A 14,477-nucleotide genomic window follows, 5' to 3' on the forward strand; every position below is an offset into this window, starting at 1 on the left:
AGGTCGCCGCACGTCCCCACGTGCAACTACCAAGTCTGCATAATGTATACAGAGTCGCTTGGCCTCGCAACTGATCTGACTCGGCACGCCGGTCGGATTGCAGCTTCGGAGCCAGGAAACGAGCGTTTCGGTACGGTGGCGGGAAGGCAGGAACGGTCGGGCCTACCCGCCTGATCCTTCGTTGTTGGGACGGGGCACGAACGACGGGATGACCTCGGCGCCGAGTTGCTCGATACTCTCCTCGTATACGTCCATCCGCTCCCGCAGATCGAGCACGACCTCATCGACCCCCCGTGCCTCCAATTGCCGGAGGCCCGCGATGACATCGTCGCTGTTGCCGGCGATCAGCGCCCCTCCCAAGTCATCCGCCGAGTGGAACGGCCCATCCGGGCGCCAGGCCGGTTTCCTGCGTGACTCCTCGAGAATCCCCTCGACGTTGACCTTCGCAAGGGCGCGTTCCCGGTTCCGGTCGAGAGAAACCAGCGGGACGATGGCGACCCGCATCGTCTTGCCGGCGGCTCCGGCCTCTTCCCGCAGTCGCTCCGACAAGCGGTCGAAGACCCGGAAGGGGCAGCGGCCGGGGAACCATCCGTCCGTGAAACGGACGGCCCGCCGGATGGCGGCAAGGCTGGACCCGCAATAGAGCAGCTCCAGGTCCGTGGGCGGCCCCGGGTCGAGGGTGAGACCCTCGAAACCGATCTGGGGTCCGCGATGGGAGGCTTCAGGACGGGACGTGGCCCGCAGCACCGCCACCATCTCCTCGAACAGGGCCACCCGGTCGTCGATCGAGAGGCCGGCCAGGCGGAATGCGTTCGGTTGCCCGCCCAGTCCCACCCCCAGCACCATCCTTCCCCGAGCGAGATAGGCCAGGGATCCCACCATCTGGGACAGTAGGACGGGTGGCCGGATCGGGGTGAGGGTCGCCATTCCCACGGTCAGGCCGGTCGTGGCAGCCACGGCGCTCATCGCTATGAACGGATCCACGAAGCGATGGCTGGGATTCTCGAAGGAGACTCCGCCCGTGAAACCCAGCTGGTCCCGGAAGTAGACACCCGAGAATCCGAGTTCCTCCAGGCGAGGCCCGATCCCGAAGACTCGATCCCAGGTCGAGTGCGGGCCGAAGTGTGGTAGCAGTAGTCCGAAGCGGAGGCTCATCGCTGCCGGACATCGTATACGATCAAGCGTGTGCCCTCCGGATCTGACGTACCCGTCCGGGTGGCCGCCGTGCAGGCGGCCCCGGTGTTTCTCGACCGGGCCGGCTCGCTGCACAAGGCGTGCGACCTGATCGCGGAGGCGGCAGCGGGAGGAGCCCGCCTGGTCGCCTTCGGCGAGAACTACCTTCCGGGGCATCCCATCTGGTTCCACTCGCTACCCCCCACCTCTGCCAGGTCGAGGGAACTCGCAACCAGGATGGTGGACAACGCGGTCACGGTGCCCGGACCGGAGACCGATCTTCTTTGCGAGGCTGCCCGGAAGGCCGGAACCATGCTGGTTATCGGTGTCGTGGAGCGCCCCGATCCCCGGACGAGCGTGGTGTTCGACAGCCAGCTGGTGATTTCCCCTTCCGGCGAGCTGCTCGGTACGAGGCAGAAGCTGGTGCCCGCGGTGGGGGAGCGGGTCTTCTTCCATGCGGGCGGCGCCGAGTCGATCCGGGTATTCGACTCTCCGTGGGGACCGCTTAGCGTGCTGGCCGGCGGCGAGAACTCCAACCCGCTGCTCACGTACGCCATGCGAAGCCTCGGCGCCCGGATCCATGTTGCCTTGTGGCCTCCCCATTTCCACGCACCAGGCATTATGCACAACGTGGTGTCGATCACCGGGCGGGCGGTCGCCTACCAGAACACGGCGTACGTGGTGGCGGCGGCAGCGGCGTCGGATCCGGCGGCGGCGACCCGGGTCGGGGGCGACGGGAGCCACCAGGCCGACCTGGAAGCCATGATCGAGGAGCCCGGATCCGTGATCTATGCACCGCGGGGCGCGGTGCTGGCCGGTCCGCAGCGCGGCGAGGGGATCCTCTACGCGGACATCGATCCGGATGCCGGTACGTGGGCTCAGCTCGTGAACCGCCAGTACGATCGTCCCGACCTCCTCCGAATCACCTGGAGCCGGGAAGGGGCACCCCCTCCGGAGAGTCCTGGACCGGGAGTTGTTCCGGATGCCGGAAGGCCGGATCGGTGACTCCGGACGAATGGGCCGAGCGCGCCCGGCGCCTCATCCGGGATCGTTTCGGGGAGGCGCTCGACGATGCGGATGCCGAGGCGCTGGTTCCCTACGTGGTCCAGATCCTCCGCAGGTCGAAGAAGTTGGAGGAGCAGGTCCCGGCCCTGGTGGATCCTCGGACCGGCGCGTACGCGGGTGGGCGTTGAGCGACAACCTGGCCGTCGCGTCGATCAGCGAGCTGGCGCCGCTGGTCGCCGCCGGGGAGGTCTCTCCGGTCGAGCTGGTCCGTACCGCGCTGGAACGGATCGAGTCCCTCGACAGCCTGCTGCGCTCGTACATCACCGTGTTCGAGGAGGGAGCGCTGGCCGAGGCGCGCGCAGCGGAGGATTCGATAGCGGGCGGTGCCTATCTAGGCCCGCTTCACGGCATTCCCGTTGCCGTCAAGGACAACATTGCGGTGGCAGGCTTTCCCACCACCAACGGGTCCGTTTTCTGGAGTGATCGCACCACGGACTTCGACGCGGAGGTCGTTACCCGTCTCCGGCGAGCAGGGGCGATCATCCTCGGGAAGAACAACATGCACGAGTGGGGTATGGGCGGAACGTGCAAGGGGATGTACTTCGGCACCGTGCGCAACCCGTGGGATCCGTCGCGCATCCCGGGCGGTTCGAGTGGCGGCTCGGCGGCGGCGGTGAGCGCAGGCATGACGTGGGCCGCCGTGGGCACCGACGGTTGGGGATCGATCCGGACGCCGGCCTCCTACTGCGGCGTGGTGGGCCTGATGCCCACCCACGGGCTGATCAGCCGTCTCGGGGAGCTGCCGCCGACCAGTTCGTGGCATCACACCGTCGGCCCGATCGCCCGCACCACCCATGACGCGGCGATCGTGCTCGACGCCCTGGCAGGACATGACCCCAAGGACCCGATGTCCATCCGATCCGGGTTCGATGGTTCCTACCGGGACGGTCTCGAGGCGGGGGTACGCGGTCTGAGGGTGGGGGTACCCACGTCGTTCTTCTTCGACGACACGGTGCCCGAAGTCAAGGACGCGGTCCGGGAGGCGCTCCGTACATTCGAGAACCTGGGGGCGACCCTTGTGGACGTAGACGTGTCGGCCTTCTACGACACGCCTCTGGCTCTGGCGGCAGCCCAGCACGAGTCGCAATCCGTCCTCCTGCCGTACGCACTGGCGGGCCAGGAGGGCTTCGCCACGCCCGAGATCCGCTACCGCATCCTTGCCGGCGAATTCGTCTCCGCGGCCGACCACCGGAGGGGTATGCAGGTACGGAACAGCATGGTGGTCGAGATAACGAGGGTTTTCGAGGTCGTGGACGTCGTAGTGACCCCCTGCAATTCGACGGTGGCGTTTCCCATCGACTCCGACCGGGTGAGGATCGGCGAGACGGACTACGTCGACCTCGAACAGCCGGGTGGCCAGAGCAGGTTGACGACCCGCCTGACCCTTCCTTGGAACCTGGTCGGTGTTCCGGCCATCTCCATCCCGTCCGGTAGCCATGTCGACGGCCTGCCGGTGGGACTGCAGCTGGCCACCGCCCCGCTGCACGAGCCGCTACTGCTCAGAGCCGCGGCCGCCTACGAGGCCGCCAACGGTGGTTATCGGCCACCGCCGCTGCCTGGCACGTGGGACGATCACGAGGCTTGATACCGCGGTGGATCACCAGGGTTAGTTCAGGGTCCGATGCTGTGCTGCCTGCAGTGCTGGGGGAAGTTGCGATCACTCAGCTTCAGCCTCGTGGATGTACCTCAGCAACTTCTCGGGCTGGAGCGGCATCTCGGTGATCCGCAGGTCCAGCGGGCGGAGGGCGTCCTCGACGGCGTTGACTATGGCGGCGGGTGCCCCCACGGTTCCCCCCTCGCCGCATCCTTTGATTCCCAGTTCGTTCAGCGCGGAGGGGAACTCCTGGTGGAGGACCTCGACGGGTGGGACGTCTACGGCCCTCGGTAGCCGGTAGTCCGTGAAGCTGCCGGTGAGCAGGTTGCCGGCATCGTCGTAGACCGCCTCCTCCGACAGCGCGTTGCCGATCCCGTGCACCACGCCGCCCACGATCTGGCCCTCCACCACCGCCGGGTTGATGATGTTGCCCGCGTCGTGGGCTATCACGTAACGCTCCAGCCTGACGTGGCCGGTGTCACGATCCACCTCGAGAGTGACGGCATGGGTTCCCGAGGCCCAGGTGACGGTGGGCGACGCGAAGGAGCCGATCGCTTCCAAGCGTGCTTCCTCGCCGGGCGACGCTCCGTCTCCGGTCCCATCGCCGGCACGCCGGGCCACCTCGGCGAGCGTCGTGATCCGGGCGCCGGAGCCGTCACGGATAACCCCGCCGACCACGGTGAGCCCGCGGGCGTCCAGCCCGTGCAGGCCGGCGGCTATCTCGATGGCCTTCTGCCGGAGTTCGGTGGCCGCGCCTGCCACCGCCATGCTGCCCGTGACCGCGGTCCTGCTGGCGAACGTGCCGCCACCGTGGCGGATAAGGGCGGTGTCGCCGTCCCTGAGTGAGATGGTGTCGATGTCCACGCCCAGAGCGTCGGCGCAGACCTGGGCGAGGGTGGTCTCGTGGCTCTGGCCATGGTTGTTGGAGCCGCTGAGGATCGTTACGGCTCCCGTTCCGTCAACCCTGACGATGGCGCTCTCGGGAGGCCCGAAACCGGTTCCCTCCATGTGGGCCGCGATGCCTATCCCCACGTATCGGCCCTCGGCCCGAAGCCGGGCCTGGCGGGCGCGGAAGTCGTGGTAGCCGATCCCCTCCAGGGCCATCTCGAACTGGGCAGGAAAGTCGCCGCTGTCGTACACCGAGGGCTTGCCGTCCCGGTACGGCACTCCGGTGTCGAAGGGCATGGCATCGGAGGGAATGAGGTTGATCCTCCTCACCTCGGCCGGATCGAGGTCGAGCCGGCGGGCCACTCGCTCCAGCACCCGCTCGATCACGAAGGCGGCGGTGACCCGCCCGGCGCCCCTGGCTGGAGCGTTCGGGGTCTTGTTGGTGATCACGCAGGTGGCCTCGGCCTCGTAGTTGTCGATCCGGTACTGGCTCTTCAGATGCGAGATCGTGTTGTAGGGCACCACCAGCCCGTAGAAGTTGGCGATGCCCATGTCGACGAGGATCCGGTCGCGAAGGGAGAGGATGCGTCCCCGGTCGTCGAATCCCACCTCTACCTCATGGATCTGGTCCCGCGCGTGGCGGGCGTTGACCAGGTTCTCCCTCCGGTCCTCGGTCCAGCGCACCGGACGGCCCAAGCGCCGAGCGAGATACGGGATCAGGATGTCCTCGTAGTAGACGCCCCCTCCGAAGCTGCCGCCCATGTCCGGGCAGACGACCCGGATCCGGTCTTCGGCCAGCCGGAGAATCCCCCCGATCACCTTGCGAGCCAGGTGTTGCATCTGGGTGGCGGACCAGACAGCCAGGCATCCCTCCTCCGGGTCGAACCGGGCCAGCACGGCCCTGGTCCCCAGTGGGCTTCCGATCTGCCGCCGGATGGTGAACCGGAACGCGGCGGTGTGATCGGCGGTCGCCATTGCCCCCTCCGGGTCGCCGACCTCGACCCTGACCCGGCTCTGGACGTTGTCCTCCAACTCCTCGTGGATGACCGGAGCATCCGACCGCAAGCCCGCCTCGGCGTCCAGCACCGGCTCCAGCGGTTCGTAATCGACCCGTACCAGCCCGGCGGCGTCCTCGGCGAGGTAGCGGTTCTCCGCCACGACCAGCGCGATCGGTTCGCCGACCCTCCTCACCCGCTCGGCGGCCAGGAGCGGCACGTCGTGACCCTTCTCGAGTGGTTGGAGCAGGTCGGCGAATGCGGGCGGCGACTTGTGGTAGGGGCGGTAGACCCCGGTGTCGGTCAGGTCGCGGGCGGTTATCACCGCGACCACGCCCGGTGCGGCGGCTGCCTCCGACACGTCGATATCGCTGATCAGCGCATGGGCGTGGGGGCTTCGCACGACGACCGCTTCCGCCGTGCCGGGCAACCTGATATCGGGTACGTAGACGCCCTTGCCCTTGAGGAACCTGCTGTCCTCCCGGCGGAGGATGGGTTTGCCGAAGGTCGTGCGGGCTGTCACGAATCCTCCCGCCCGGCGCCGGCGGATCGGGCCGCCTGCAACGCCGCCGTGACGATGCTCTGGTAGCCGGTGCACCGGCACAGGTTTCCGTTGAGGCGGGTACGAACCTCTTGCTCTGAGGGAGCGGAGAGGGATGCCCGCTCCTCGAGCAGGGAGAACAGGTTGACCAGCATGCCGGGCGTGCAGAATCCGCACTGGAGCGCGAAGTTCTCATGGAAGGAGGCCTGGAGACCCGTCATCGTGGGATCGCCGTCCAATCCTTCCAGCGTGGTGATCGATCGACCACCGGCCTGTACGGCCAGGACCAGGCACGACGTGACCGGCTCACCGTCCACGAGCACGGTGCAGGCGCCGCACGCCCCCTCCTCGCATCCCAGGTGGATGCTGTGGAGATCGAAGCGCTCCCTCAACACGTCGGCCAGGACCATGCGGGGCTCTACCGCCAGAGTGTGCTCGACACCGTTCACGAGCATCGTGATCTGGACCGACCGGCTCACGATCTGCCTTCCCCCGCCCGGGCTAGCGCCGATCGCAGGGCGCGGGTGACCACCACCGGCGCCACCCGCCGGCGGTAGTCCTCGGAACCGTGGATGTCTCCCAATGGGGATATGTCGTCCTCCACGGCTTGCGCGGCCGCTTCGACACCGACCGAGGCCGGGCGGCCGGTGAGGGCGGCTTCGACTGTCGGGGCCCGGCATGGGGTAGGGGCCAGGCCGATGAGGGTCACGCGGGCGCTCCTCACGTCTTGCCCGTCGAGGGTTATGACAGCGGCCGCTCCGGCCACGGCCGGGTCACCGGGGCGTGGCGCCACCTCGCTGAAGGCCGCTCCGGCGCGAGGACCGGGGAGAACGACGGTCAACGAGGTGATGAGCTCCGGGCCGGCCAGGCTGGTCGAGAACGGCCCGGTGAACAACCGGTCGACCCCGATCTCCCGATCTCCGTCCGGTCCGGTGATGTTGCACACTCCCGCAAGGACGAGGGCGACTGCGCTCCACTCGGCTGCCGGGTCCCCATGGGCGAGGCTCCCTACCACGGTGCCCATCGTCCTTACCGAGGGGTGGCCGATCTGCGCGGCGGCATCAGTGAGAAGAGCCTTGTCGTGAGCCGAAGCCCAACGCTCGAGGGCGGCGTGGGTCACCATCGCCCCCAGCCTGAGAGTGCGGAGTCCGTCGAAGGAGATCCGGTGCAGGGCATCGATGCCACGGAGATCCACCAGTACATCGGGTCCGACCAGGCGGTGGCGAAGCATGGGGATGAGGCTCTGGCCCCCGGCCAGCACGAGCGCCCGACCATCGGATCCCGCCAGCATGGCAGTCGCCTCGGGGAGGGTGGTCGGTGCGGCGTACCGGAAGGGCGGGGGCTTCACATGTTTAGAGTATCCGATCCGGAGCCGTCGCCGCCCGCGGGCGGGACGGGTGGCCTCACTGTGCCGCTCCGGCGTACCGGGCAGCGGGAGGAGTAGCGGTGGATGACCTTGCGATGGGGTTGCTGCGAGCCACGATGGGGGCCGTCTTCATAGCGCACGGCTGGCCGAAGATCTTCAGGAAGGCCGACACCGGCCACGGCCCGCGCCGCACCGAGAAGCTCTTGCGGAGCAAGGGCGTGCCCTACCCTGCCGCGGTGGCGTTGCTGGCCGGATACGTTGAGACGCTGTGCGGAATCCTCCTGATCGTCGGTTTGGCGACCCGGGTTGCGGTCATCCCATTGATCCTGGTTCTCATCCTCGCGATACCGATGGTGAAGTGGAAGCAGGGCTTCGTTGACGGTTGGGATTGGCCGTTCACGCTCATCATCGTGGGCGTGGTCATCCTCTTGGCGGGTCCCGGCCAGGTGAGCGTCGATGCCCTGGTCGGTTGGGCCGGTTGAGGTCCCTACCCGAGAATGTGCGAAGCAACCGGACGCAGCCAGGCCGCCCGGTCATGCCTTGCCCGAGGACCGGGCAGGAAGCCCGCCGCGTTCCCCGGGGAGGTCTGCGTATCACGAAGGAAGAGAGACCCCGACCATGAATGAACTACTCGACCGGTTGCTGCCCGCCTTCACCCCCGAACTCGAGGACGAGATGGTGGGTATGACCTGCGACCTCGTGGACATCCCGAGTCCTACCGGAGAGGAAGGTGCGATAGCCGACTACGTGGCGCACCGGTTCGGGGAGATCGATGGGATGGACATCGAACTCCAGGAGGTCGAACCCGACCGGTACAACGTGATCGGCCGTCTCAGGGGTAGCGGCAGGGGCCGGAGCCTGCTGCTCGGAGCCCACTTCGACACGGGAATGACCGGCAAGGATCCGGGGATGCCGTTCGGGCTGCTTCCCAAGGCGACCCTCGATGGGACAGGGTGGATCTACGGCCTCGGGGTGTCGAACATGAAGTCGGCCTTCGCCGCCTACCACGGAGCGATCCGGGCCGTGCAGGAGTCAGACGTCGAACTCCGGGGGGACATCATCGTGGCCGGCGTGATCGGAGAGACGGAGAAGTCACCCACCGACGAATTCTCCGGTCCGGCCTACCGGGCCGGCGGCCTCGGCACCATGTATGCCGCGCAGCACGGTGTGGTGGCGGACGCGGCGATCATCGGCGAGCCGACCGGCCTCAGGGTCCAGACCGGCAATTCGAGCTACGTCTTCGCCAAGGTCACAACAAAGGGCCTCTCCCGTCACACCTGGTCGAAGGAGCACGGGGACGATGCCATCGAGAAGGGGGTCCGGGTGCTGGACGCGTTCCGGGCCTGGGAATCGGAGTTCGCCGCCTCCCACGCCCACCCGACTATGGGGACGCGGATCGGGTTCGGGGCGATCCGGGGTGGGAACTCCTTCCAGCCGGCCGTCAACCCGGCCAGGAGCTGCACCCTTTACCTCGACTTCCGATTCCCGCCCACCGCCACGATCATGGACGTCCACCGCCAGGTCCAGGGTTTCCTGGATGACCTGCGGGACAAAGATCCGGAACTGGACACCGAACTCTCCTTCTTCCTGTGCCGGAACGGATACGAGATCACCGATGACGAGCCCTTGGTCCGGACGGTGGGACGCGCCCATAGCGCAGTGTTCGGAGAGCCTTCCCGCAAGGTGGAGCCGTACCGGTATGACGTATCGGCCGACACCTCGATCCTCCACGAGTACGGAGTGCCCGCCCTCACCTACGGTCCGGGCGGTATCCGCAAGGATGGCGTCTATGACGTGTACGACCAGTACGGGGAGATAGTCTCGATTGAAAACCTGGTCAGCTGCACCAAGGTCTACGCACAGTGCATCGCGGATATCTGCGGCTAGGAGGGTACCGAAAAGAGTCCGGTTGGCCCGATGTCCAGCAACAAAACCCCTGTTCACAAGGTCGCGGGTCAATCCATCCCCGTCTTTTTCGGCACGCTCCTACGGTCGGTAGCTGCCGGCTCCTGTGAACCCCGCTTACTCGGCCGGGGAGGACACCCAGCTGTGATGTATACCGTATATCGGGCTATCTATACTCGCCCGGTGAGTTCGAAGACGAAGGTTCTGCGGTGAGGGCCGAGGATGTCTCCTTCTACTCGGAAGGTGAGCGCATCTCTGCGATCCTGCGTTTCCCCGACGGTCCCGCGAACGGTCCGTGCCCGGCAGTGGTCCAAGGTCCCGGCTGGCTGGGCCTCAAGGACGCGCGCCTCTACCTCCCCTACCACGAAGCCCTCACCGACGCCGGGATCGCGGTCCTCATCTTCGACTATCGCGGCTTCGGGTCCTCAGAAGGAGCGAGTGACCTTCTGCTGCCCTCCCGCCAGCTGGAGGATTTGATCAACGCGGTCACCTACCTGGGGTCACGACCGGAGATCGATGAGGACAGCATCGGTACGTTCGGGAGCGGGGGAACCGGTGGGGGGAATGCGATCATGCTGGCCGCGGCCGACTCGCGCATCCGGTGCGCGGTCTCGCAGGTGCCGGTCGCAGACGGGGAGGACTGGCTGCGGCGAATGCGCCGGGAGTACGAGTGGTACGAGTTGCTGGATTCCCTCCGGGCCGACCGTGCCGAGCGGGTCCTAACGGGGGAGGGCAAGATGGTCCACCCACGCGAGGACATCATGCTGCAGACACCGGAGCGAAGGGCCACCAAGGTGAAGAAGGACGTCGACTCCCGCGTGCCCACCCGGGTGCAGCTACGGAGCGTGGACGGAATCCTCGCTTACAAGCCGATCGAAGCGGTCGGCAGGATCGAAGATGCCCCGCTCCTCATCATCGGGGTCGAGGACGACCCTGTTACCCCTACCGACCATGCGGTGGCCCTGTACGAGCGTGCGCGCCCACCCAAGAAGCTGCTCATGCAGCGCGACACCACGCACTACGGCGCCTACGCACAGCACGCGGACACGGTGATTCCCCAGATCACCGACTGGTTCAGCACGTACCTGCGCAGGGCACCGGTGACGGTCAGCCATGATCCTGGAGCGACAACATGACATACGACCTGGCAGTGGTCGGAGGAACTCTCGTATCCGGTTCGGGCCGGAAGCGGGCGGACATTCTCGTCTCCGGCGGGCGGGTAGTCGAGGTGGCGGCCGGCGCCGCGGCCGGCGCGGATGCGAACCGGGTCGTGGACGCCTCCGGCAAGCTGGTGCTGCCCGGCATGGTGGATGTCCATGTCCATACCCGGGAGCCCGGCTACACGCACAAGGAAGACCTGGTCACCTGTACGCGGGCTGCCGCGGCCGGGGGGGTTACGACCATCTTCGGGATGCCCAACCTCGATCCGCCCACCGTGACCGGGACCTATCTCGAGGAGGTCCTGGACCTCTACCGGGCCAAAAGCATCGTCGACTACAACCACAACCCGGTGCCCGCCCATGGTGAGACCGAGGCCATGGCCGAGTCCGGAGTGGCGGCCTTCAAGGTGTACATGGTGGTGGACACGGGGCGCACCTACCCGCACCCGGCCGGAACCGGGATCCACGACCACGGCCACTTGCTCCAGATGTTCGAGGACGTCGCGGCCACGGGTCGCGTCTTCATGGTCCACCCTCACGACCAGGCGTTGATGGACCACGTGGAGCAGGGTTACTGGAAGAAGGGCGACCGGAGTCCGGAAGCCTATGCCAAGACCCTGGCGGCCTACGACGGCATCATCTGGGACACGGCTACGGCCACCCTCCTCCGGATGGCCAAGGCCACCGGGTGCCGTCTCCACATCGTCCACGTCCAGACCATCGAGGGGATAGAGATGATCCGCCGGGCCAAGGCGGAAGGGGTGCAGGTAACCGCGGAGGTCAATCACTGGGCACTGTTCCTCGGCACGTGGGACGATGTGCTGGAACTAGGCCCCTACTGCCTGTCCTACTGGGTTCCCGATCATCACAGGGCCGCCGTCTGGGACGCTATCAACGATGGGACGATCGACATCGTGTCCTCGGATCATGCCCCTCACACGCGGGCCGAGAAGGATGTCGGTTGGGAGGATATGTGGGCGGCCCACACCGGTACGCCGGGAATCCAGCATCAGGTGCCGCTGCTCCTCGATGCGGCCCACCACGGTAAGTTGACCATCGAGCGGGTCGTAGAGGTGATGGCAGAAGTCCCCGCCCGGTCTTTCGACATCGGGTCCAAGGGCTTCTTGGAGCCGGGCTTCGACGCCGACCTCATGATCGTCGACCCGGCCAAGGAGTGGACCATCGCCAACGATGGTGTGCTGTCCAAGATCGGATGGACCCCCTACGACGGCCGTGAGGTGGTCGGAGCGGTCGAGCGAACCTTCCTGAGAGGTATCGAGATATACGGTGATGGAACCGTCAAGGGCGAGCCCGGATTCGGCCGCCACGTAAAGCCCAGCCTGACAAGAGGAATGCCCTGATGAAGTTTGGTCTGCTCCTTCCCCACTTCGGCGCGTACGCGAGCCGCCAGCGGATCCTGACCGGATCGATACTTGCCGAGGAGTTGGGCTTCGACTCCCTCTGGGTTAGAGACCATCTGGTGTTCGAGCCCCACGCGGAGCTCGAGAATCCCAATATCGTCTTTTACGAGGCACTGACCACCCTCACTGCCGTGGGTGCGGTTACCGAGCGGATCACGCTGGGGACCGGATCCTTGATTCCCTTCCGCCATCCGATCCATACGGCGCTGTCGGTCGGGTCGCTCGCTCAACTGGTCGGTGATCGGATCATTCTCGGCTACGGCGCCGGCACTTTCGATCATGAGTTCGAGGCGATCGGGATGCCGGGGATCTTCCGTCCCGAGTTGGTCGAGTCGAACGCTCACATCCTGCGGCGCCTCTTCACCGAGGACCGCGTGGACTATTCCGACTCCCATTACACGCTCGATGCGATCTCCATCGAACCGAAACCGCCCGGCCACGTCCCGTTCTGGTACTGCGGATCGACACCCGCATCGGCGCGGCGAGCGGTCAGGTACTGCGACGGCTGGATGCCGGGGAGGACCACCCTTGCCACGATCGAGAAGCGGGTGGAGGCGATGGACAGCATGTCGGCCGAGGCCGGCAGGAAGCGCCCCACGGTTGCGGTGATCCCACCCACGTCCATAGCCAAGACCCACGAGGAGGCATTCGACGGTCTCAACATCGATGGGTTGCTGCGGTGGGCCAACGAGCGCGGCAAGTGGTGGGTCAAACCCCCGTCCGGTGTCTTCGAGACAGCGGAGGACATCGAAGGTTCCCTGATCGCCGGGTCGCCGGACGAGGTGGTGGAGGAGGTGGCCAAGTTCGACGCGGTGGGCGTGGAACACCTCGTGTTCGACCTCCGGCTGAGGTTCGACCGGTGGTTCGAGTCGATCGAGTTGCTCGGCGACCAGGTACTTCCTCGGCTGAGGGCGCAAGGTCTGGCCGGTTAGGGCCATGCTGGCAGAGACGGGAACGGGTCGGCCCGCCACGCCTCTGTCCGGGGTTCCGTTGCCGGCCATCGGGCCAACCGGACATATTTCGGTACGCTCCTAGACGGGGCCGCCCGATCCGGTCGGACGATCAGGATGGGACCTCATCGCTGTGCAAGGGAATGTGAGTAACCGGGCATGGATCTAGACGCCGGCGCCCCCCAGCCGGAGCATGTGCCGCGTTCGCCCCTCCGCCTCCTGGCGCTGAGGAACTTCGGTCCCTACTTCTTCGGGAACCTGCTGTCCAGCATCGGCACCTGGATCCAGAGCATCGCCCTGGCGCTCCTGATCTTCCGGCTTACCGGCTCGACCTTCCTGGTCGCCATGACGAGCTTCGCCCAGTTCTCCGGCCTGATAGTCCTGGCGCCGTGGACCGGATCGGTTGCCGACCGGTTCGACCGGCGCAGGCTCATCGTGTTGATGCAGGTGTCGGCATCGCTCGCCGGTGGCGTCCTGGCGCTGGTCACGTTTCTCGGCCTGGCGACCCCGGTTTGGCTGATCGGGACGGCGTTCCTCTTCAGTATCTCCAAGGCGTTCGTGGTCCCGGCGCAGCAGGCGCTCGTGCCCAACCTGGTGGAGCGCAAGGATCTGCAAGGTGCGATCGCGTTGAACGCCATCACCTTCAATCTGGCGAGAGCGATCGGCCCCGTGGTGGGCGCGGCGGTAATCCTGACACTTGGCTTCACCTGGGCTTTCTCCTTCAACGCCCTGTCCTACCTCGCCCTGGCCGGAGCGGTGATGATCGTCAGAGTCGAGGGGCACGACGATCGGCCACCTGCGGGCCGGACTGCCTTTCGCGACACGATCCGCCTGGTCAGGAAGGATCCGCTCATCGGTCCCCTGCTGGTAGCCGTCGCCGCCGTGGCCATCGCGGTCGATCCGGTGACGAACCTGACCCCCGCCTTCACCGTGGACATCTACGGGCGGCCGGACACCTTCACCGGGGTACTCATCGGGATATTCGGGTTGGGAGCGGCATTTACGGCCGCCTTGCTGGTGACGAGGGTCCGCGCCTCGTTCCGCAATATCTCTCTCGCCATGACCGGGCTCGGCTTGGCGATCATTACCTTCGGGATGTCTGCAAGCGCGACCGTGGGCCTTGCCGCCCTCTTCGCCGGCGGGATCATGTACATGATCTCGATCAGCCTTGCCACCACCCTTATGCAGCTCAACGTGGCGGAGACCCATCGCGGTCGGGTAATGGCGTTGTGGGGTGTGGCCTTCCTGGGAACCCGTCCCGCGGCGAGCTTGCTCGACGGCTCCGTCGCGACCTTTGCGAACCTGCGGGTGGCTGCCCTCGTCATGGCGATACCTGCCCTGGCCGGGGCGGTCTTTATAGCCCGGCGCCGGCGGCGTTCTCAACCGGCCTGACCCAACCGTTCGTAGACTCTCCTACCG

General features: G+C 66.6%; 13 protein-coding genes. 9 read left to right on the forward strand and 4 right to left on the reverse strand.

Features of this window, described 5'->3' with window-relative positions; genetic code table 11:
- Positions 1-162: 162 nt before the first annotated feature.
- Positions 163-1,155 (reverse strand): LLM class flavin-dependent oxidoreductase, encoded by a 993-nt coding sequence (locus ACOQPD_RS14185; protein ID WP_420612611.1) that lies wholly within the window; start codon positions 1,153-1,155, stop codon positions 163-165.
- Positions 1,156-1,185: 30 nt separating this feature from the next.
- On the opposite strand from ACOQPD_RS14185, the gene ACOQPD_RS14190 reads away from it, so the two are divergent.
- Genes ACOQPD_RS14190 through ACOQPD_RS14200 form a run of 3 tightly spaced genes read left to right on the forward strand, consistent with a single transcriptional unit; the run spans position 1,186 to position 3,823 of the window.
- Positions 1,186-2,178, forward strand: a complete 993-nt coding sequence (locus tag ACOQPD_RS14190) for a nitrilase-related carbon-nitrogen hydrolase (RefSeq protein ID WP_420612612.1) — start codon at positions 1,186-1,188, stop codon at positions 2,176-2,178.
- Complete coding sequence (locus ACOQPD_RS14195) at positions 2,175-2,366, forward strand: hypothetical protein (RefSeq protein ID WP_420612613.1); 192 nt, start codon at positions 2,175-2,177, stop codon at positions 2,364-2,366. The genes ACOQPD_RS14190 and ACOQPD_RS14195 overlap by 4 nt, the downstream gene beginning before the upstream one ends.
- On the forward strand, positions 2,363-3,823 hold the full coding sequence (locus ACOQPD_RS14200) for an amidase (RefSeq protein WP_420612614.1): 1,461 nt from the start codon (positions 2,363-2,365) through the stop codon (positions 3,821-3,823). The genes ACOQPD_RS14195 and ACOQPD_RS14200 overlap by 4 nt, the downstream gene beginning before the upstream one ends.
- A 72-nt stretch (positions 3,824-3,895) precedes the next feature.
- Here ACOQPD_RS14200 and ACOQPD_RS14205 read toward each other — a convergent pair whose 3' ends face one another.
- The 3 genes from ACOQPD_RS14205 to ACOQPD_RS14215 are packed head-to-tail and all read right to left on the reverse strand — an operon-like array spanning position 3,896 to position 7,604.
- The gene (locus ACOQPD_RS14205; RefSeq protein WP_420612615.1) at positions 3,896-6,238 is read right to left on the reverse strand and encodes a xanthine dehydrogenase family protein molybdopterin-binding subunit; all 2,343 of its coding nucleotides are present in this window, start codon (positions 6,236-6,238) and stop codon (positions 3,896-3,898) included.
- Positions 6,235-6,735: a (2Fe-2S)-binding protein gene (locus ACOQPD_RS14210; protein WP_420612616.1), complete on the reverse strand. Its 501-nt coding sequence runs from the start codon at positions 6,733-6,735 to the stop codon at positions 6,235-6,237. Before ACOQPD_RS14210 ends, ACOQPD_RS14205 begins: the two co-directional genes overlap by 4 nt.
- A complete protein-coding gene (locus tag ACOQPD_RS14215) occupies positions 6,732-7,604 on the reverse strand; it encodes an FAD binding domain-containing protein (RefSeq protein WP_420612617.1) in 873 nt (290 codons plus the stop codon). Before ACOQPD_RS14215 ends, ACOQPD_RS14210 begins: the two co-directional genes overlap by 4 nt.
- A gap of 98 nt (positions 7,605-7,702) precedes the next feature.
- On the opposite strand from ACOQPD_RS14215, the gene ACOQPD_RS14220 reads away from it, so the two are divergent.
- From ACOQPD_RS14220 to ACOQPD_RS14245, 6 genes are all read left to right on the forward strand, one after another.
- Entirely contained in the window at positions 7,703-8,104 is a 402-nt protein-coding gene (locus ACOQPD_RS14220; protein WP_420612618.1) for a DoxX family protein, read from the forward strand.
- Positions 8,105-8,240: 136 nt separating this feature from the next.
- Entirely contained in the window at positions 8,241-9,509 is a 1,269-nt protein-coding gene (locus ACOQPD_RS14225) for a M20 family metallopeptidase (RefSeq protein WP_420612619.1), read from the forward strand.
- A gap of 227 nt (positions 9,510-9,736) precedes the next feature.
- Positions 9,737-10,663, forward strand: coding sequence for an alpha/beta hydrolase (locus ACOQPD_RS14230; protein ID WP_420612620.1), 927 nt, complete (start codon positions 9,737-9,739; stop codon positions 10,661-10,663).
- The gene (locus ACOQPD_RS14235) at positions 10,660-12,048 is read left to right on the forward strand and encodes a dihydroorotase (RefSeq protein ID WP_420612621.1); all 1,389 of its coding nucleotides are present in this window, start codon (positions 10,660-10,662) and stop codon (positions 12,046-12,048) included. The genes ACOQPD_RS14230 and ACOQPD_RS14235 overlap by 4 nt, the downstream gene beginning before the upstream one ends.
- Positions 12,048-13,040, forward strand: coding sequence for an LLM class flavin-dependent oxidoreductase (locus ACOQPD_RS14240; protein WP_420612622.1), 993 nt, complete (start codon positions 12,048-12,050; stop codon positions 13,038-13,040). Before ACOQPD_RS14235 ends, ACOQPD_RS14240 begins: the two co-directional genes overlap by 1 nt.
- Before the next feature lie 177 nt (positions 13,041-13,217).
- The gene (locus ACOQPD_RS14245) at positions 13,218-14,450 is read left to right on the forward strand and encodes an MFS transporter (RefSeq protein ID WP_420612623.1); all 1,233 of its coding nucleotides are present in this window, start codon (positions 13,218-13,220) and stop codon (positions 14,448-14,450) included.
- The last annotated feature ends 27 nt before the right edge of the window (positions 14,451-14,477 follow it).

It is taken from the genome of Candidatus Spongiisocius sp. (assembly GCF_965221825.1).
GTDB lineage: Bacteria > Actinomycetota > Acidimicrobiia > Spongiisociales > Spongiisociaceae > Spongiisocius.

Excerpts from the sequence above, each read along its gene's own strand:
- ACOQPD_RS14240 (WP_420612622.1), top strand. The coding sequence starts at position 12,048 with ATGAAGTTTGGTCTGCTCCTTCCCCACTTCGGCGCGTACGCGAGCCGC.
- ACOQPD_RS14225 (WP_420612619.1), top strand. The coding sequence starts at position 8,241 with ATGAATGAACTACTCGACCGGTTGCTGCCCGCCTTCACCCCCGAACTC.
- ACOQPD_RS14235 (WP_420612621.1), top strand. The coding sequence starts at position 10,660 with ATGACATACGACCTGGCAGTGGTCGGAGGAACTCTCGTATCCGGTTCG.
- ACOQPD_RS14245 (WP_420612623.1), top strand. The coding sequence starts at position 13,218 with ATGGATCTAGACGCCGGCGCCCCCCAGCCGGAGCATGTGCCGCGTTCG.
- ACOQPD_RS14185 (WP_420612611.1), bottom strand. The coding sequence starts at position 1,155 with ATGAGCCTCCGCTTCGGACTACTGCTACCACACTTCGGCCCGCACTCG.